This window comes from Hafnia sp. CBA7124 (genome assembly GCF_002355555.1).
In the GTDB taxonomy this organism is placed as follows: Bacteria; Pseudomonadota; Gammaproteobacteria; order Enterobacterales; family Enterobacteriaceae; genus Hafnia; species Hafnia alvei.
Map to the genome: position 1 here is coordinate 2,399,172 of NZ_AP017469.1, position 18,267 is coordinate 2,417,438.

Genomic DNA, 18,267 nt, shown 5'->3' on the forward strand with positions numbered 1-18,267 from the left:
TCCCTAAGCTGAAGTCCTCAAGTTTGATAAATGTTTAATAGGACAGCGTATGACAATCTTAGGTTGGCACAGCATCCCTAATATTCGTTATGGATTTGGTCACAAGACCGCATTAATGCCAACAGCTTTAATTCCTCATCGGGCAACTATGCCTGAGAAAAAGCAGGTGCATGGTATCCGCGTGGTGGATGTGACGATACCTAATCAGGAGTGCGGAGAATGTGATGCGCTTTATACGAGCCAGCCAAACATCCTGCTGACCATTCTTACCGCTGACTGCCTGCCTGTGATTTTCAGTCGCCAAGACGGCAAAGCTATTGCGGTGGCACATGCTGGCTGGCGTGGACTCATAGACGGCGTTTTAGAGCAAGTTGCGAAGCGTATTTCACAAGATGATGATATATCACAGTGGATGGCCGCTATTGGCCCTAGCGCAGGGGCATGCTGCTATGAAGTGGATGAACCGTTGGTCGAGCGGTTTCATCAAGCGCTGCCTTATGAGTCAGCATTGATTTCACCCCGCTTCCGGCATTTGGATCTCGTGGCTATTGCACAGGCCAAACTTCGTGGTCTTGGATTCGCTCATGTCGAAAACCTATCCGAATGCACAATTTGCACCCAAGAACGTCAGCCTGAAGCAATTAACTATTTCCGCTATACCAGTTTTCGGCGCAATGCACATCGGCGCGAACGAGAGCCTGAGCATCCTGGAATCAAAGGCCGTAATCAGTATTCCGGCTTAATCATCCTACCCTAACGCCCCCACCTCAAATTTCAGGCATAAAAAAACCCGCATAAAGCGGGTTTTTAACAGCTGACGCTGTCTTAGATTGCAGTTACGTTAACTGCAGATGGGCCTTTCTGGCCATCTTGGATTTCAAACTCAACGTGCTGACCTTCAGCCAGAGTTTTGAAACCGTTACCCTGGATTGCAGAGAAGTGTACGAACACGTCTTTGCTGCCGTCAGCCGGGGTGATGAAACCGAAACCTTTAGCTTCGTTGAACCACTTTACTTGACCTTTGATCTTAGCCATCTTGAGTATTTCCTTTGGATTGTTTAAACCGCCCTAGGGCGTTAGATAGACAAACTAGAGTCGTTACTGCTTGAGGCACTAAGATAAGAATCGGCAGAGAAGTGGTAGTCAACGCTATGGTTTTTACTCAGAACTTCTTTACTGAAAATGCCACACATATACAGAACTGTACCTCGTTTTACCCAGATGCGTTATCACACACTACGTATTCAATGGCAAGCCATTTTTATCCAGTGAACGACACGTCGCACAGAAATAAAACGGTCGGCGGAAAACTAAGCAAATTTGTGCCAAAAACTGTTGCCACTCGCAGAATTATCTGCTGCATGAAACTGCTTATTTAAGCACCGATTTATGCCGTTCTCCATCTCCTCCGTCGCTACCTTTTTACGCTATTCTGAACGGAGAGTCACCTATTCCGACGATGAAATTAACTAATAATGAGTACGAAAATTGAATGTGTGATGCATAATACGATTCTACGGGGATTTATTGCAGTAACGGCAGGGAGTTTGCTAAAAAATTGTTACATTTCTATCGCATTTTATAACGCGATGGTGTCTTGGTATAGCTTGAAACCAGAGACGCGCCGCTTCCCTCCCTTCTCAAATCCACTAAAAGAACAAACTTTCAGGCTAACATCATGTAGTATCACTGCTTTCTGAGCACAAAAATCCATAATGCCATTAAGCTACCAATGCGAATTTGATAAGTTTTTTGTGTCCATTATTGGCCCATTTTCGATTCAGGAAAATCTGTATTTTTCCTGTTGTTTATACTTCATTCAACTTTGCCCACAATCCTATGATATAATTTATTTCTAACTATAAAAGACTTGCTTCGATATAATTCTTCGATCGCGCCTCTCTGCTAAAAGACTTCCCAAATTAATAACAAGATATTACCGAGAATAATAATGAAACTAGTGAAAACAGGTCGCCTGTATATTGGTTGTCTATCGCTATTGGCGCCTGCCTTTGTTTTTGCGCAAACACCAATAACAACCAACGAATCACCTGAGTCACACGCAAAAACGCAGCAAGACAGCAGTTTTTGGGGCTCGTTTACCGATCAAGTCAAGCAAACTTGGGATGCCGATAATTACGAATTATATGTACCACTAAACACTTGGCACAACCGCGCCATGTATGACAAAGAAAAAACCGACAGATACAACGAACGCCCTTGGGGCGCGGGTTTTGGCGTCTATCGTTACGATGAAAACGATAACTGGCACTCATTGTATGCCATGGCGTTCAAAGACTCTCACAATAAAATTGAGCCTATTATCGGCTATGGTTTTGAGTGGATGTGGATCCCCGGGGACCGCGACGGCTGGCGCTTTGGCGCAGGATATACGGCCAGCATCACGGCTCGTGATGATTATTCTTACATCCCTATCCCACTTGTATTGCCTTTAGTTTCGATTGAATACAATCGTTTATCTATTCAAACAACGTATATTCCAGGAACTTACAATAACGGAAATGTCTTATTTACATGGATGCGTTGGAAATTTTAATTAATAACCTTAGATAGATTAAGCTTATAAAAAAAGGAGCCATGCGGCTCCTTTTTCGTTAGAGAATATTTTTATTTAATCGGCAGCTTTATATCTTTAAACATTGCCTCAATTTCTTCATTTGAACGCAATGCAACCGCGGTATCAACAACGTCTCGTGTCAAATGTGGTGCAAAACGTTGGATGAAATCATACATGTAGCTACGCAGGAACGTACTGCGGCGGAAACCGATTTTTGTTGTGCTAAAGGTAAAGATATCGCTGGTATCCACCGTGACCAAATCGGGATCCTGAACAGGATCGACCGCCATATTCGCAATAACCCCAACGCCTAACCCCAAACGCACGTAGGTTTTAATCACATCGGCGTCGGTTGCAGTAAACACGATCTTAGGTGTCAGACCTGCACGATTAAAGGCCGTATCCAACTCTGAACGCCCCGTAAAACCAAAGGTATAGGTAACAATAGGATATTCAGCCAGCTCTTCAATGGTGATTGAGGTTTTCCCAGCCAATGGGTGATCGGGCTTCACCACCACGGCGCGATTCCAGTGGTAACAAGGCAACATGATCAAATCATCATAAAGATGCAGGGCTTCGGTCGCGATAGCAAAATCGGCGTTCCCTTTAGAAACTGCTTCCGCAATCTGCGTCGGGGAGCCTTGATGCATATGCAGAGACACGCGTGGGTAACGCTCGATAAAACCTTTAATTACCGGAGGCAAAGCATAACGCGCTTGCGTATGCGTCGTAGCCACATACAGCGATCCTTTATCTGGATAGGTATGTTCCCCTGCAACAGCTTTGATGGCATCAACTTTGGATAAAACTTCACGCGCAATGCGGATAATTTCTTGTCCTGCTGGCGTGACCTGCGTCAGATGTTTTCCACTGCGGGAAAAGATCTGGATACCTAATTCATCCTCGAGCATTCGTACTTGCTTACTAATACCCGGCTGAGAGGTATACAGGCCTTCTGCGGTCGATGACACATTTAAATTGTGGTTCACTACTTCCACAATGTAACGAAGCTGCTGCAATTTCATAGCTAATACCATCCTAGGTTGAAACTTAACGCGATGGCAGTCTGGATAGGAGCACCCCTTGGCAATAGGCTTACACTCAAGCCTTGGGCTTTCTGTGCCGATTTAAACCCGTTTTGCCCTACATTGACCGCAATGTTAATAACTCAACAATCATTTAAATTGCTTTTATATAACCACTATATCATTTTGAGCCGACCTGTATAGGTCTGGTAACAAGATCATAACGAATTATTTATGGAATTAATTAAAGTCTCGATAGCATTCGCATTTAGGCTTTAAGCTAAAAAACTAGGTCGCTTGTCTTGATACAAAGATGAATAGTTATGCAAATTAACGCGCAATTTTTGGCATCACAGATTTTGGTTTTTGCATAAAAAAACCGGTCAGTAATCCTGACCGGTTTTAACCACTTTTTAGCGAAAAAGCGTTAGATTATTTCTTAGTTTCAACCCATTTTCCGTCAACGAAAAATGCGGTCCAACCTGTCGCTTTGCCGTCTTTTTCTGAAGAGACATATTGCTGTTTAGTCTTACGACTGAAACGCACCATCGTCTTGTTACCTTCAGGGTCTTTCTGCGGTGCATCGGCCAGATAGCTCAACTTTTCAGGTAAGCGATCTTTGAAACGAGCTAACTCTTCCACCAGAGGTGCACGCGTCTCACGCGATTTAGGGAAGGTATTCGCCGCCAAGAACACACCCGCAGCGCCATCACGCAGCACGAAGTAAGCGTCTGACTTTTCACACGGCAATTCAGGCAGCGGCACCGGATCTTCTTTCGGTGGTGCTACGTCGCCGTTACGCAGGATCTTACGGGTGTTCTTGCACTCTTCGTTGGTACATGCCATGTACTTACCGAAACGCCCCATTTTCAAGTGCATTTCAGAACCACATTTTTCGCACTCAACGATCGGGCCATCGTAGCCCTTGATGCGGAACTCACCCTCTTCGATCTCGTAGCCGTCACACGCTGGGTTGTTACCACACACGTGCAGCTTGCGCTGATTGTCGATCAGGTAACTGTCCATCGCCGTGCCGCACTTGGCACAACGGCGCTTAGCGCGCAATGCGTTGGTTTCAGCATCATCGCCTTCCAGCACGTTCAGCACTTCGGCTTCTGGCACCAGATTGATCGTGGTTTTGCAACGCTCTTTCGGCGGTAGCGCATAGCCAGAACAACCCAAGAAAACGCCGGTGCTTGCGGTACGAATTCCCATCTGACGTTCACAGGTTGGGCAAGCAATGCTGGTCAGAACCATTTGGTTCGGACGCATACCGCCTTCTTCTGGATCTTTTTCAGCGACTGAAAGCTGTTTGCTGAAGTCTTGGAAGAAACCATCAAGCACGTTTTTCCAGTCTTCTTTGGCGTTCGCAACCTGATCGAGCCCATTTTCCATGTGCGCGGTGAAGTCATAATTCATCAGCTCACGGAAATTTTCTTCCAAGCGATCAGTGACAATCTCACCCATTTTTTCAGCGTAGAAACGGCGGTTGTCCACACGCACATAGCCACGATCCTGAATGGTTGAAATGATTGCCGCATAGGTAGAAGGACGACCGATGCCCCGTTTCTCCAACTCTTTAACCAACGATGCCTCGCTAAAGCGAGCCGGTGGTTTGGTGAAATGTTGGCTAGGTAAGAGCTGCTGCAACGTCAATTCACTACCAATTTCGACAAATGGCAATGTACGATCTTCGTCACCTTTACGCAGCTGAGGCAGAACTTTAGTCCAACCATCAAAGCGTAAAGTACGGCCTTTCGCTTTCAACGTATAATCACCCGCTTTCACGGAAATCGTGGTTGAATCGTATTTTGCCGGTGTCATCTGACAAGAAACAAACTGGCGCCAGATCAGCTGATAAAGCTTCTGAGCATCTGCTTCCATGTCTTTTAACTGTTCAGACAGCACGTTCACATCAGAAGGACGAATCGCTTCATGTGCTTCCTGCGAGTTGTCTTTGCTCGCGTAGGTATTTGGCTCTTTCGGCATATACTGCTCGCCGAAGTTTTCACCGATATACTCACGCACCATGCTTACCGCATCCTGACTCAGGTTAGTGGAGTCAGTACGCATATAGGTGATATGACCGGCTTCATACAGACGCTGGGCCATCATCATGGTTTTCTTCACGCCAAAGCCAAGACGCGTGCTTGCGGCCTGCTGCAACGTGGAAGTAATAAACGGCGCAGAAGGCTTGCTACTGGTTGGCTTATCTTCACGATCTAAAACCGTGTAATGCGCATTCTCAAGCGCCTTCACGGCGGTCTGAGTTTGATCGCCATTAACCGGTTTGAACGGTTTGTCTTTGTGATGCGTAACCTGCATTTGCAGAGCAACGGCATTCTTGTCGTTCAGATCGGCACGCAGTTCCCAATATTCTTCAGGAACAAACGCTTTGATCTCACGTTCACGATCGACAACCAAACGTACAGCAACCGACTGAACACGACCGGCAGATAGCCCACGGGCAATTTTTTTCCACAGCAGCGGAGAAACCATGTAGCCCACAACGCGGTCCATAAAACGGCGCGCCTGCTGTGCGTTAACACGGTCGATATTTAATTCGCCGGGTTTATTAAATGCCTGCTGAATCGCGTTCTTAGTGATTTCGTTAAACACCACGCGGCTATAACGACTTTCGTCGCCGCCAATCACCTCACGTAAATGCCACGCGATGGCTTCCCCTTCGCGGTCAAGGTCGGTTGCGAGATAAATGTGGTCAGCTTTTTCAGCTAATGTTTTTAACTCAGCAACAACTTTTTCTTTACCGGGGAGTATTTCGTATTGCGCTTTCCAGCCGTGATAAGGATCAACGCCCATACGATTAACCAGCGCTTCACGCTCATTCTTTTTGACTTTAGGCTTCGCTTTATCTTCAGCGGAGGCTGCGCCCTTTTTACTGGCTGAACCACTGGTCGGCAAATCGCGGATATGACCAACGCTGGACTTAACCACGTAGTCATTACCCAGATACTTATTTATCGTTTTAGCTTTTGCCGGGGACTCAACTATTACGAGAGCTTTACCCATAATTACCTTTACCTGAATGAATCCTTCTGTCTCCAGAAGCCTTTGTTCGCCATTATCATAGCGATTGAAAAATTCTTTTTTATATTGCGGCAGACCGCGCTGAGATCAAGCCATTTTTTGATAAATCGCTTCTAACTGCTCAACACGACTGCAATTTGCGGCACCAAAAACAGAAGCGACGCACTCGCAACCTTATGACATGCGGAACTTTTATTCAAAACGCCAATCTTTCATTCCGCCAAAGGTCAGAAAACCCATCACTCTACCGGATTGAGAACATCACGCAACTTAATTAGCACGGAATGGAGATTTTTACCAATTATCGGCCAAAACTTAGATCAAAATAACGCGATAATTTGCGATACCCCTAGCGTACGCAGTACTATATTAGGCAGTGTTATTAATAGACGACGTCATTTGTTGGAGAACGAAAAATGTTCGGTGAAACAACCCCAATCAAACGTGAAGCTCTACTGGCAGAAGCAAACCAAATCATTAAAGAGCACGAAGATTATATGCAGGGTATGGAAGCGACCGAAGTCGAGCAAAAAGGCGACGTATTAGTATTCCGTGGCGAGTTTTTCCTCGACGAAGACGGAATTCCAACCCGTAAAACGACCGCCGTGTTTAATATGTTCAAACATCTCGCTCATGTATTATCTGAAAAATATCATTTAGAAGATTAATTCATCATTCTGAATTAAATAGTTAAAAAAATGCCCCTTTAAAGGGGCATTTTAATTTCATTAACGTTACTCAATGTTAACAATATTCTCTTATATATCGTAACGCTGGCTACGTTGCCACCAACGTAACATCAGACGATCGGCACTGTTCGCGGCACTATTGGTGAAGCGATCCATCATGCGTTTACGACGGGTATAACGCACACCGATCACGTCATGATTTTCCATTTCAGCAATCAACAGATCGTCGCTGGTACCAACGGAGTCGACCAAACCTTTCTCTTTCGCTTGGATCCCATACCAGTGTTCGCCGGTTGCGACGGAATTAATATCCAGTGAAGGTCGCTGCTGGCTGACAAACTCTTTGAACAGCTCATGGGTTTCATTCAGCTCTTCGCGGAATTTTTCACGCCCCTGCTCGGTATTCTCGCCCAACAGCGTCAGTGTGCGTTTGAACTCTCCGGCCGTATGCAGCTCCACGTCGATATCATTCTTCTTCAGCCAACGGTTGAAGTTAGGGATTTGAGCCACAACGCCGATTGAGCCAATAATAGCAAAAGGTGCGGCGACAATGCGGTCAGCGACACAAGCCATCATATAGCCACCGCTCGCGGCGACTTTATCCACCGCAACGGTTAATCGCACGCCCGCCTGACGTAAACGTTGTAGTTGGGAAGCGGCTAAGCCGTAGCCATGCACTACGCCACCGGGGCTTTCCAAGCGCAAGAGAACTTCATCACCCTGCTTAGCGGCAGCCAGTACAGCGCTGATCTCTTCGCGTAACGAACTCACCTCATGGGCGTCCATACTTCCTTTGAAATCGAGCACATACAGGCACGGTTTTTCTTTCGCCGCAATGCCCTGTTTGACCTCGGCTTTACGCTGCTTTGCTTTCTCTTTATCCTGCTTTTTCTGCTGCTTATACCACGCTTTTAAGGCGCTATCGTCCATGCGTGCTTCCTGCATACTGCGCTGCATATCACGATACTGCTCGCCTAAATCCGTTAGCAGTAATTCTCCGCGGCTCGCTCCCTTTTTATGTCGCAGGCTGACAAACAACACAATCAATGCCCCTATTGCGATCACAAAGGTCATCACCTTCGCCAAAAATAGGCCATACAAGGATAACCACTCCACATTCACCGCCTTGTTTAAGATTTTCTGATACAACTTATATTAGCGTTATTCCACTGTAACGCGTCCGCCAGTATGTAACATACTGGCGGACGCGTCATTTTCAAGAGGCTTATACGTAAAGTCCCTGTAAATTCAGCACATAATGTCCGCTCTAGGAACAATACCATTGACCAGCAACCGTGCAATAGGTCAAGATCGGCGACTATTGGTTACAGCAAATAAACAATTTAGTCATAACTTGCCGACCCAGCCGAAAAGCCTTGATGCTAAAGCGGCGTGAGGAAATACAACATGCACTATCAACCACAGCCTGAGCTTTTGCAAAACCGCATTATTCTTGTAACCGGCGCGGGAGACGGAATTGGCCGCGAAGCGGCACTGACCTACGCTCGCCACGGCGCACAGCTGATTCTACTTGGTAGAACGCTGAGTAAGCTTCAGGCCGTGCAGGAACAAATACGCCAGCTTGGTTTGTCGCCTGCGACCATCGTTCAATTCGATCTGTTAATGGCGAAGCCCGCCGACTATCAGAAACTCGGCGCAGAATTGGCCTCTGCCTATCCCTATCTCGATGGCGTATTAAACAACGCCGGTTTGCTCGGCACTATCAATCCTTTAGCGGAACAAGACTATCAAGAGTTTTGTGATGTCATGCAGGTTAACGTTAACGCCTCGCTGCTGCTGTCGCAGGCGCTGCTGCCGTTGCTGCTAAAAGCCCCGTCTGCTTCACTGATTTTCACCAGTTCAAGCGTGGGCAAAATCGGCCGTGCGGGATGGGGCTCTTACGCCATTTCCAAATTTGCCACCGAAGGCATGATGCAGGTATTGGCTGACGAATATAAGAACACCAATTTGCGGGTAAACTGCATTAATCCAGGCGGAACACGCACCGGAATGCGCGCGTCAGCGTTCCCAGACGAAGATCCACAAAAGCTCAAAACGCCTGCCGATATCATGCCGCTCTATCTCTATTTGATGGGTGACGACAGTCGCCGGAAAACGGGAATGAGTTTTGATGCTCAGCCAGGGCGAAAAGCAGGCCCTGCAGAATAACCACACATCATGTTAGCGTTGCTATTTATACCGACGTACAACAATAAATTAATAGGTTAGGAGAAAGCATGTCTGAAGAACGCCACCAGCAGCGCCAACAACGTATTAAAGAAAAAGTGGATGCCCGTATTGCCGCCGCACAGGAAACTCGAGGCATCGTGATGATTTTCACCGGCAATGGTAAAGGCAAAAGTACGGCGGCCTTTGGCACCGTAGCGCGCGCTGTAGGCCATGGGCATCGCGCGGGCGTAATTCAATTCATCAAAGGTACATGGGAAAACGGTGAACGAAATCTGCTTGAGCCACACGGCGTTGAGTTTCAGGTAATGGCGACCGGTTTTACGTGGGAAACACAGAATAAAGAGACGGACACCGCCGCCGCACTTGCGGTTTGGGAACACGGCAAACGCATGCTGAAAGATGAAAGTTTAGATCTCGTGGTCATGGATGAGCTGACCTACATGGTGAGTTACGGCTACATCGAGCTTGAAGAGGTGCTGACAGCGTTGAAACAGCGTCCAGCACATCAATCCGTGATTATCACCGGACGAGGCTGTCATCGCGAGCTGGAAGAACTGGCGGATACTGTGAGCGAAGTTCGTCCGGTGAAACACGCATTTGAAGCCGGTATCAAAGCCCAGAAAGGTATCGACTGGTAATGACCAAATGCCGAAGCTGCCCTTGCAGGCTTCGGCGTATTAATCAGACAATCGCTTTACCACTATTGTTTAAACAATGAATAACGCTGAATCCTTCGCGGTAATCGATTCTGCTATGCGCTCCCTGCTCGATGCGGAAATGCCACATAGCACGGTCTTCTAGTTTGAGAAGCTGCGTGCAGATGATCGAGATAACGCCTTGATGTGCAACGATCAACACGCGCTGCCCCGCATGATTTTGCTGAATATCGGCCAAAGCCAATCGTACCCTTGCAGAGAAATCACGAAATCCCTCCCCGCCCGGCGGAACGGTTCGCTGCCAATCGGCACACCAAGCAGCGTAGTGCTCAGCATCCTGTTGCTGTAATTCTTTGTGGTGACGAAGTTCCCACTCGCCAAATGCCATTTCGTCCAATCCGGTAAGTTGGACAAATTCAGCATCGGCACCGAGTATTCTCTGCGCGGTTTGATGAGTGCGTTGTAAGCCGCTGGTATACACCACGTCGAACGAAATTCCCGCTAGCTGTGCTGCAACCGCATCAGCCTGCTGCTCACCCAGCGCCGTTAGGGCCAAATCGCTGCTGCCGCAATACACACCGTCTAGATTGGCCTGAGTCTGACCGTGGCGTACCAGATATAACTCCATCAGTGCTCCTTGGATTCAGATTCGCGGTGCTCTAAATTTTGGATTTAAATAACCGCAAACAGGAAGATAAGGCCGAATAGTTCGTTGCCCGCACCGATGGTATCACCGGTTTGCCCACCAATACGTTTATTGATGAAGCTACGGTATAGCAGCGCAAACAGATAAGTAATGATCGCTGCCAATCCACCGTGCCAGCTGGCAAAGCCCAGCGTCATTAATAGACCAATAATCAGCGCAATCGCGTAATGCTGGCCGCCGATTTTCCCGATATACAGGTTTCCCATGCCATTTTCACGCGCATATTTTTGCTGATACATCAGAACAGGCAGCAATGCGCGGCTCAGCGCCGGAGCCGCGACTAGCAAGGTGTAAACGTTATGTCCGGTCTGCGTTAGCTGATAGATAATCGCCACCCGAGCCAAAATCACAAAAATCAGCGCCAGAGCACCGTTCGAGCCAATACGGCTATCGCGCATGATCTCGAGAATACGCTCACGTGGACGCGCCGAGAAAATCCCATCGCAGGTGTCGGCCAAACCGTCTAAATGAAACGCGCCCGTGACCAATGTGGTCGCCAGCACCGCGGCAACCGCTGCCAACAAAGGGCCATAAACCGGCAATACCACGGCGAACGCCAGCGCACTCAGTAAGCCAACGATCAGGCCAACAAACGGAAAATAGACCACGCCTTTGGCGTAATCATTCATATCGAGATTATCTGTCCAGCGGGCAGGCACGGGAATGCGGGTCATAAACTGCAGTGTGGCGAGGAATAGTTTCATTATTACGGGTCAGTCCATGTCGTCGGTAAGCAAGAGCAAGAGAATTAACTCTCTGATTGCCTTCTATATTAATACCAGACGCTTATCTGGCGCTAGCGCCAGATCGCAGATATAAAAAAACCGCGGCGGATTAACGCTACGGTTTGATATTGGCTTAGCAATGTTAGGTTGCAGCAACGCGCTGTGATTAGCCGCGTTTGTTTCCTTTGCTGGTAGCCGCTTTATTACCCGCTGCGCTACGCGTAGAAGACGTGCCTTTATTCGCTGAACCAGAACGACGGTTTGGCGCTGCAGCTGCAGCACTGCCACCCTGACCATGACGTTTAACCGCACGGCGGATCTGATTCGCTTTCATACGACGACGTTCACGCTCAACCGGCAGCTTGCTCACGGTTTCCGCGTTCAGCTCAACCAATTCGCGCAGATAGTTGATGTCGTTAAGTGGAAGCTCTGCCCAGCCGCCGCGTGGCAGGCCTTTTGGCAAAGGCAAATCGCCATAACGAACACGGATCAAACGACTCACCTGCACACCAACGGCTTCCCACAAACGACGAACCTCACGGTTACGCCCTTCGGTTAAGGTCACGTTGTACCACTGGTTAATTCCTTCACCGCCTTGGAAACTGATGGTTTTAAATGATGCAGGACCATCTTCTAACTGTACGCCACGGCTTAATTGACGAATTTTTTCATCATCAACCTGACCGAACACACGTACCGCATATTCACGCTCAACTTCACGGCTTGGATGCATCAAACGGTTTGCCAGTTCGCCATCGGTGGTGAACAACAGTAAACCAGACGTATTGATATCCAGACGGCCTACGGCGATCCAACGAGAACCGCGCAGTTTTGGCAAACGATCAAATACCGTTGGGCGACCTTCAGGATCGCGACGGGTACATAGTTCGCCTTCTGGCTTGTAATATGCCAAAACGCGACAAACAGATTCGGTTGATTCGCGGATTGACACAACGCGTCCATCAACACGAATTTTCATAGCCGGAGTAACCTCAACACGGTCACCAAGCGTTGCTAATTTACCATCAACGCTGACACGGCCTTCTTTAATCATGGCTTCAATTTCACGGCGTGAACCATGACCAGCATTGGCAAGAACTTTCTGTAACTTTTCGCTCATTGAGCAACCTCTAATGTCGCCTTCACAGGCGTCGTGGGGTATTGTGGATGTCTCTGAAATTCAAACAATTAATTGAATTTTAACGCGGCATTATACACGAAAACGTGAAAATGTCCGAACGCTATGCTTTTTTATCCGCGAGGAAAAGGAATAAAAGCGCCAATCTTCTCGGCGGTATAGCGATTCACATCAACACCTTGTCGCTGAATTTCTTCGCATAAACCACGAGGAGGAGCATCCAAAGCTTCGTCGGCTAACTCAAATACGCCCCAATGCATGCCAAAAGCTCGCTGACAACCTAGTTCCTGAAATAATCGAACCGAATCCGCGGGATCCATATGCTGAGAATGCATAAACCAGCGCGGTTCATAGGCGCCCAACGGCAGCGCTGCCAACGAAAAGGGCCCTAATCGTTCGCCAATCTCTTTGAGCCGTGGCGTATAACCACTGTCGCCAGCGAAATAGAAGCTATCGGTTAAATGCGATAGCACCCACCCGCCCCACAGGCTACGATTGCGATCCCAAGGCGTTCTCATACTCCAGTGTCGTGCGGGCACATAATGGACCTGCACATCGCCTACCGCACGCTGATCCCACCAATCCAGTTCGTGAACGTGTATCGCACCACAACGGATAAACCACCGTTTCAGCCCAAGCGGCACCATGAAAATCAACGAGGGAAAACGCTTCAACAGCGCATCGATAGTCTGTTTATCAAGATGGTCGTAATGATTATGTGAGATCAAAACCGCATCAATATCTGGCAGTTGTTCAACATTGATAGGCGGCGGCGTTTTTCGCTCTGGCCCGTAGAAGTTCAGCGGTGAAGCTCGCTGGGAAAGCACGGGATCAATCAGGACCTTTTTGCTCCCCATTTTCACCAGCATCGCTGCGTGACCCAGCCACCACACGCCATCCTGTGCCTGTTCCAGATCAACCGGCTGCCACCAGCGCTCAACGAGCCCGCGATATCCCTGCTCAGGCTTTAGCGGCAGTCGATTCTTTTTGCGTTCGTTTTGCCAACGTTTTAAATCACCAGAACGATGCTCATTGGGCTCAGGATTGGTAAAACCCTCTGGCGTGTGGTGTGTTTTATTAGGATCATAATAAGGATTTTTCTTCACTCGACGCCCTCTTATGTGACAACGTCACTTGAATATAGTCAAAATAGCGCCATATTTCCTGATAGCTATCAAAACAAAATCACCACGTTGGTGCCGCGTTAAGAATAACTTAATAACTACAGCCTATTCTCGATGTCAGCTTTTGTCAGCCACGTAAAGTAGGCTAAAGGTGCTGGGGTTTTGAAAGAATTCTCTTTAGTCTCATTTTCAAGAAAAAAACGACGGTTGGATCACAAATTAGCCCGTTAGCGAGTCATCAGGAGTTAATTAAATATGAAAAATAATCAGTCACACACTCGCACTCAACGTCTGCGCAGCGCTCTGCAGGGCCAGATGCAATATTGGAAAATGTACCCATCGCTGAAGTCTCGCCAGATGGGGCTCAGCGGTAAAATGCGCCAGATGACGCTTATCGTATCGGCGGTAATGATGGTCGCCATGCTGATGGCAGGCTTCGTGCTCTTTAACCTTGTGGTTCTGAGCGTTGCCTTAATTGGCGCACTAGTTTCACTCTTCCGCCCACGCCAGCGTCCCTTCACCACGCAGGGTCCGAGAGTGATCTAGATTGAATTGAATTCACTTCATGTAGCGTGAAGTTATAACAAAAAAGTGGTAAACAAACCGGGCCGCCTCTCCAGCGGCCCGTTTGCTTTTTATTCTGCTGATAATCTCAATTTCAATAAGCCATAGAGTCAAACGAAACATTCTGGAATAATGAGGCCGACGCAACAGGAGGTCATATGAGTTTCAATCTAGCCGATCTTCCTCAGGAAGAGATGGACAAAGTTAATGTCGACTTAGCCGCAGCTGGCGTATCGTATAAAGAACGCTATCACATGCCGGTTATCGCGGAACTGGTTGAGCGTGAGCAGCCTGAACATCTGCGCACCTATTTTCGTGAACGACTGGCTTATTATCGCACCCTACGTATTGATACCCTGCCATACGAACCGCCAATGAAATAATGCCTGCGTAAGCTACTTTCCACCGGCTAAATCAAGAAAACTGCCGGTGGAATAAGACGCCTCATCCGACAACAACCAAACGATGGCTGCGGCAACTTCTTCAGGTTCACCACCACGCTGCATCGGTAATGAGGCTTTTATTCGATCAACACGATTGGCCTCTCCACCATCTGCATGCATTTCCGTATAAATAAACCCCGGCCGTACACCGTTAACGCGGATCCCTTCCCCTGCCACCTCTATTGATAATCCTTTCGTCAGCGTATCCATCGCACCTTTGCTGGCCGCATAGTCTAGATATTCGAAGGGAGAACCACTTTTGGCTGCCGCAGATGAAACGTTAACAATCGCCCCACCGCGCCCTCCGTGGCGTTTCGCCATGCGCTTAACCGCTTCTCGGCAACACAAAAACGTTCCGGTCACGTTAATATGCAGAATCTGGTTAATTCTCTCTGCCGTTAAGCCTTCTATTGTGGACTGAGTTTGCAAAATTCCAGCGTTATTCACCAGTGCATCCAGCCGCCCCCAATGGTGTTCAATTTGGTTAAACATATTGCAGACGGCTATCTCATCCGCAATGTTGGCGCAGACCAGCAAACTTTCCTGCCCTAAAGCCTCTATTTCCAGCGCCAGCGCCTGTGCTGCCACATGGTTTTGAGAGTAATTGATACACACGCGATACCCACGTTTGGCAAGCAATAATGCTGTTGCCCGCCCTATGCCGCGGCTGGCACCGGTCACGAGAGCAACGGGAGATGAATTCACGGCCATTCCTTGTTAAATTAATGTTCGTAAGCCAGTGTAGCTGAGGTTGAAACGCCTTCAAGTATGATGGGTATAGTGGTAAACGCCATGATGTCGTAATATGTAGTAGACGGCATGTTGCTAATGAGAACGATTACCGGAGAACGAATGACGCAGAACGAACGCAATATTGCCCTAGTATGTGCGCTAAGCGAGTGGATAGAGCAACATCTAGGCCGCGATATTTATCTGGATGAGCTGGCTCGCTACTCTGGGTATTCACTGTGGCATATGCAGAAAATTTTTCGTGAAACCACCGGCATGTCCTTAGGCCGCTATATTCGCGAACGTAAACTGTCTGGCGCAGCAAAACGGTTACGCCACACCGAAGAGTCGATTATCGATATCGCGGTCTACTACGGCTTTGCCTCGCAGTCGCATTTCACCTACATGTTCCGCAAGCATTTCGATATCACGCCAACCAACTACCGGCTCCAGACCGACATTCAGCTGTCTACTATTCAGCCCCTGCACGTGATGTATAAACAAAGCGCCTGAATTCACTGAGAAACAGCACTATGCCAACCTCGTTACGTCACGTTCTCGGCGCTGTTCTGCGCGATCGTTTACTGCAATTTCTTTTGCTTGCTGGCGTCATTTTGGCCTGTTTTACGTCTTCCCCGCTGCGTGATTATCCTCGCTGGATTGATTGGCCCACGATTACCACCTTACTCGGACTGCTGCTACTGACGAAAAGCGTTGAGATGAGCGGCTATTTCGATTGGCTGGGCCGAAAAATGATGGCTCGCCTTAGCAATGAGCGAACGTTAGCGCTGTTTATGGTTGTGGCTTCTGCGCTACTTTCCACGTTTCTTACTAATGATGTCGCTCTTTTTATCGTGGTTCCGCTCACCATCACCTTAAAAAAACTCAGCGCCTTACCTGTTACCCGTTTAATCATCTTTGAAGCATTAGCGGTTAACGTGGGTTCTTTGCTGACGCCAATTGGCAATCCACAAAATATATTGCTGTGGAATCATAGCGGCCTGTCGTTCAGCGCCTTTATTGGGCAAATGTTGCCTTTGTCTGGCGTGCTGCTGTTTCTGCTATTGCTGTTCACGCTGATGTTTTTCCCAAACAAAACTATTCGTCCTCCGGCCGATCGCCAAGACAGCCCCCGTAAGCGCGGACTATTGCTGGCCTGTGCTGTGCTCTATGGCGTGTTTCTCGTTAGCGTCGATTTAGGCATGCCCTACCTCGGACTGTTAATCGTGCTGGTCGCTTTATTATGTTTGTCCCCTAAAGTCATTTTGCTGGTCGATTGGGCGCTTATTTTCATTTTCATGGCGATGTTTATCGATGTGAAATTACTGACTCAGCTACCAGTGTTATTACCACTCACGGAAAACATGCAGCATCTTTCAACGCTCGGTACATACACGATCGGCATTCTGCTCTCTCAGGTGATCAGCAACGTACCGGCTACCATTTTGCTGCTGGGTTTTATTCCTGCCACCACTACGCTGGCCTACGCCGTAAATATTGGCGGATTTGGGTTTGCGCTGGGATCTATGGCCAATCTGATTGCCTTACGCATGGCAAATGGAAAACGCATCTGGCTGACGTTTCATCTTTTTTCTATTCCCGCTCTCATTATCTCTGCGGCGCTAGGTTGGTGGTTAATCTAAACTGATAAGCACTGCGTGATTTTTAGGCTTTATTCCATTTGGTTATTGATAATCGCAGAATGTGATTTAGCAAACCGCAAACAATGGTTTAGCTTCATCATCAATAACGGAACGCAATTACCTGCGTTTTTTTTAAACAAATAATTTAAGTAAGACATTGGGATACCTATGAAAAAAATGACCTTGGCTCTGCTTGCAACCTCATTATTTGCTACCTCTGCACTGGCTCAAGCGGCCGATGATCTGGCGGCAATTAAGTCTGCCGGCGTGATGAAATTCGGAACAGAAGGCACCTACGCGCCTTATACTTACCATGACAAAAGCGGCAAGCTGGTTGGTTTTGACGTGGATGTCGCACGTGCCGTAGCAGAGAAAATGGGCGTTAAACCAGAGTTTGTTGAAGGTCGTTGGGATGGTTTGATTGCCGGTTTGAGCGCCAAACGCTACGACGCGGTCATTAACCAAGTCGGCGTTACCGACGAGCGTAAGGCCAAGTTTGATTTCTCTCAGCCTTATATCGGTTCTAAAGCGGTGCTGGTTGTCCGTGATGACAACACCACCATCAAAAGCTTTGCTGATTTAAAAGGCCAGAAAGCGGCTCAAAGCCTGACCAGTAACTATTCAAAACTGGCGACTAAAAACGGCGCGGATTTAGTGCCTACCGACGGTTTCAACCAATCGTTGGATCTGGTGTTAAGCGGTCGCGCAGCGGCAACGTTAAACGATAACCTGTCATTCTTGGATTTCAAAAAACATAAGCCAGATGCGAAAGTTAAAATCGTCGCTACCGATGAAAATACCGAGAACTCAGCGATCCTGCTGCGTAAAGATCAGCCAGAATTAGTGAAAGCGGTCAATAAAGCGCTGGATGAAATGAAAGCTGATGGTACTTATAAAACGATTTCTGTACGCTACTTCGGTCAGGACGTTTCTCAGTAATCGTCTTTAACACTATCGCCAAAATAGTGACAAGCCTGCCTCTGTGAATCCTTAACTGGGTATCACTTCA

20 protein-coding genes are annotated in these 18,267 nt (G+C 47.8%); 10 read left to right on the plus strand and 10 right to left on the minus strand.

The features are described from left to right. The first annotated feature begins 49 nt into the window (after window positions 1-49). Window positions 50-757 (plus strand): polyphenol oxidase family protein, encoded by a 708-nt coding sequence (locus tag CPY98_RS11050; RefSeq protein ID WP_096387688.1) that lies wholly within the window; start codon window positions 50-52, stop codon window positions 755-757. Between the two features lie 68 nt (window positions 758-825). On the opposite strand, the gene cspE is transcribed toward CPY98_RS11050, so the two are convergent. Together cspE and CPY98_RS11060 are read right to left on the minus strand one after the other, a co-directional pair. Then, a complete protein-coding gene (cspE, locus tag CPY98_RS11055) occupies window positions 826-1,035 on the minus strand; it encodes a transcription antiterminator/RNA stability regulator CspE (protein ID WP_004094893.1) in 210 nt (69 codons plus the stop codon). A gap of 41 nt (window positions 1,036-1,076) precedes the next feature. Beyond that, window positions 1,077-1,193, minus strand: coding sequence for a DUF2627 domain-containing protein (locus CPY98_RS11060; RefSeq protein ID WP_071842629.1), 117 nt, complete (start codon window positions 1,191-1,193; stop codon window positions 1,077-1,079). A gap of 758 nt (window positions 1,194-1,951) precedes the next feature. Here CPY98_RS11060 and pagP point away from each other — a divergent pair. Then, window positions 1,952-2,557 (plus strand): lipid IV(A) palmitoyltransferase PagP, encoded by a 606-nt coding sequence (gene pagP / locus CPY98_RS11065; RefSeq protein WP_046449231.1) that lies wholly within the window; start codon window positions 1,952-1,954, stop codon window positions 2,555-2,557. Between the two features lie 71 nt (window positions 2,558-2,628). On the opposite strand, the gene cysB is transcribed toward pagP, so the two are convergent. Continuing rightward, complete coding sequence (cysB, locus tag CPY98_RS11070; protein WP_025796834.1) at window positions 2,629-3,603, minus strand: HTH-type transcriptional regulator CysB; 975 nt, start codon at window positions 3,601-3,603, stop codon at window positions 2,629-2,631. A gap of 432 nt (window positions 3,604-4,035) precedes the next feature. Further along, complete coding sequence (topA, locus tag CPY98_RS11075) at window positions 4,036-6,633, minus strand: type I DNA topoisomerase (RefSeq protein WP_025796836.1); 2,598 nt, start codon at window positions 6,631-6,633, stop codon at window positions 4,036-4,038. A gap of 434 nt (window positions 6,634-7,067) precedes the next feature. Here topA and CPY98_RS11080 point away from each other — a divergent pair, with 434 nt between their 5' ends. Then, complete coding sequence (locus CPY98_RS11080) at window positions 7,068-7,319, plus strand: YciN family protein (protein ID WP_004094879.1); 252 nt, start codon at window positions 7,068-7,070, stop codon at window positions 7,317-7,319. A 90-nt stretch (window positions 7,320-7,409) separates the two neighbouring features. Here the strand turns inward: CPY98_RS11080 and sohB are convergent, their stop codons facing one another. Beyond that, window positions 7,410-8,456, minus strand: a complete 1,047-nt coding sequence (gene sohB / locus CPY98_RS11085; protein ID WP_043493416.1) for a protease SohB — start codon at window positions 8,454-8,456, stop codon at window positions 7,410-7,412. Between the two features lie 291 nt (window positions 8,457-8,747). Between sohB and CPY98_RS11090 the strand changes: the two genes are divergently transcribed. Next, window positions 8,748-9,509: a YciK family oxidoreductase gene (locus CPY98_RS11090; protein WP_096387690.1), complete on the plus strand. Its 762-nt coding sequence runs from the start codon at window positions 8,748-8,750 to the stop codon at window positions 9,507-9,509. 68 nt (window positions 9,510-9,577) lie between these two features. Further along, on the plus strand, window positions 9,578-10,168 hold the full coding sequence (gene cobO, locus CPY98_RS11095) for a cob(I)yrinic acid a,c-diamide adenosyltransferase (RefSeq protein ID WP_025796844.1): 591 nt from the start codon (window positions 9,578-9,580) through the stop codon (window positions 10,166-10,168). 43 nt (window positions 10,169-10,211) lie between these two features. Here cobO and CPY98_RS11100 read toward each other — a convergent pair whose 3' ends face one another. The 4 genes from CPY98_RS11100 to CPY98_RS11115 form a co-directional block, all read right to left on the minus strand. Further along, window positions 10,212-10,814: an adenosylcobalamin/alpha-ribazole phosphatase gene (locus tag CPY98_RS11100; RefSeq protein WP_096387692.1), complete on the minus strand. Its 603-nt coding sequence runs from the start codon at window positions 10,812-10,814 to the stop codon at window positions 10,212-10,214. A gap of 44 nt (window positions 10,815-10,858) precedes the next feature. Then, entirely contained in the window at window positions 10,859-11,596 is a 738-nt protein-coding gene (gene cobS, locus CPY98_RS11105; RefSeq protein WP_043493423.1) for an adenosylcobinamide-GDP ribazoletransferase, read from the minus strand. 187 nt (window positions 11,597-11,783) lie between these two features. Then, complete coding sequence (gene rluB, locus CPY98_RS11110) at window positions 11,784-12,737, minus strand: 23S rRNA pseudouridine(2605) synthase RluB (protein WP_025796850.1); 954 nt, start codon at window positions 12,735-12,737, stop codon at window positions 11,784-11,786. A 131-nt stretch (window positions 12,738-12,868) separates the two neighbouring features. Then, the gene (locus tag CPY98_RS11115) at window positions 12,869-13,861 is read right to left on the minus strand and encodes an MBL fold metallo-hydrolase (RefSeq protein ID WP_096387694.1); all 993 of its coding nucleotides are present in this window, start codon (window positions 13,859-13,861) and stop codon (window positions 12,869-12,871) included. A gap of 273 nt (window positions 13,862-14,134) precedes the next feature. On the opposite strand from CPY98_RS11115, the gene CPY98_RS11120 reads away from it, so the two are divergent. Both CPY98_RS11120 and CPY98_RS11125 read left to right on the plus strand, forming a co-directional pair. Continuing rightward, window positions 14,135-14,425 carry a hypothetical protein gene (locus tag CPY98_RS11120; RefSeq protein ID WP_096387696.1) on the plus strand — a complete coding sequence of 97 codons (291 nt, stop codon included), beginning with the start codon at window positions 14,135-14,137 and terminating at the stop codon, window positions 14,423-14,425. Window positions 14,426-14,601: 176 nt separating this feature from the next. After that, window positions 14,602-14,826: a DNA polymerase III subunit theta gene (locus tag CPY98_RS11125; protein WP_025796857.1), complete on the plus strand. Its 225-nt coding sequence runs from the start codon at window positions 14,602-14,604 to the stop codon at window positions 14,824-14,826. 12 nt (window positions 14,827-14,838) lie between these two features. Here the strand turns inward: CPY98_RS11125 and CPY98_RS11130 are convergent, their stop codons facing one another. Further along, window positions 14,839-15,597: an SDR family oxidoreductase gene (locus CPY98_RS11130; protein WP_038502256.1), complete on the minus strand. Its 759-nt coding sequence runs from the start codon at window positions 15,595-15,597 to the stop codon at window positions 14,839-14,841. A 141-nt stretch (window positions 15,598-15,738) separates the two neighbouring features. Between CPY98_RS11130 and CPY98_RS11135 the strand changes: the two genes are divergently transcribed. The 3 genes from CPY98_RS11135 to CPY98_RS11145 all read left to right on the plus strand — a co-directional run bounded on the left by CPY98_RS11135 (window position 15,739) and on the right by CPY98_RS11145 (window position 18,197). Beyond that, window positions 15,739-16,128 (plus strand): helix-turn-helix domain-containing protein, encoded by a 390-nt coding sequence (locus CPY98_RS11135; protein WP_025796861.1) that lies wholly within the window; start codon window positions 15,739-15,741, stop codon window positions 16,126-16,128. Window positions 16,129-16,148: 20 nt separating this feature from the next. Then, the gene (locus CPY98_RS11140; protein ID WP_096387698.1) at window positions 16,149-17,258 is read left to right on the plus strand and encodes an SLC13 family permease; all 1,110 of its coding nucleotides are present in this window, start codon (window positions 16,149-16,151) and stop codon (window positions 17,256-17,258) included. A 168-nt stretch (window positions 17,259-17,426) separates the two neighbouring features. Beyond that, window positions 17,427-18,197, plus strand: coding sequence for an amino acid ABC transporter substrate-binding protein (locus CPY98_RS11145; RefSeq protein ID WP_040044839.1), 771 nt, complete (start codon window positions 17,427-17,429; stop codon window positions 18,195-18,197). Window positions 18,198-18,267: the final 70 nt, after the last annotated feature.